Below are 333 nucleotides of genomic sequence, written 5' to 3' on the forward strand. Positions count from 1 at the left end.
TCTAGCGCGTCTGCCAATTCCGCCACACCCGCGTGTGAATATAAATGGTGAGCCATGAAGGACTCGAACCTTCGACCCTCTGATTAAAAGTCAGATGCTCTACCAACTGAGCTAATGGCTCGAAAAACTGGTGCCGGCAAGAGGACTTGAACCCCCAACCTACTGATTACAAGTCAGTTGCTCTACCAGTTGAGCTACACCGGCAAATGGTGGAGGATGACGGGATCGAACCGCCGACCCCCTGCTTGTAAGGCAGGTGCTCTCCCAGCTGAGCTAATCCTCCGATATATAAGCCTGGCAACGTCCTACTCTCACAGGGACAAAGTCCCAACT

The 333-nt window shown here is 52.6% G+C and carries 3 tRNA genes; all 3 read right to left on the reverse strand.

The annotated features are described in order from the left end of the window. Positions 1-45: 45 nt before the first annotated feature. Positions 46-121: transfer RNA gene (locus AC0C45_RS30135), tRNA-Lys, on the reverse strand. A 7-nt stretch (positions 122-128) separates the two neighbouring features. Then, positions 129-204 (reverse strand) — tRNA-Thr (locus AC0C45_RS30140). 3 nt (positions 205-207) lie between these two features. Then, positions 208-283 (reverse strand) — tRNA-Val (locus tag AC0C45_RS30145). Between the last annotated feature and the right edge of the window lie 50 nt (positions 284-333).

The organism is Priestia sp. VA7 (assembly GCF_055710015.1).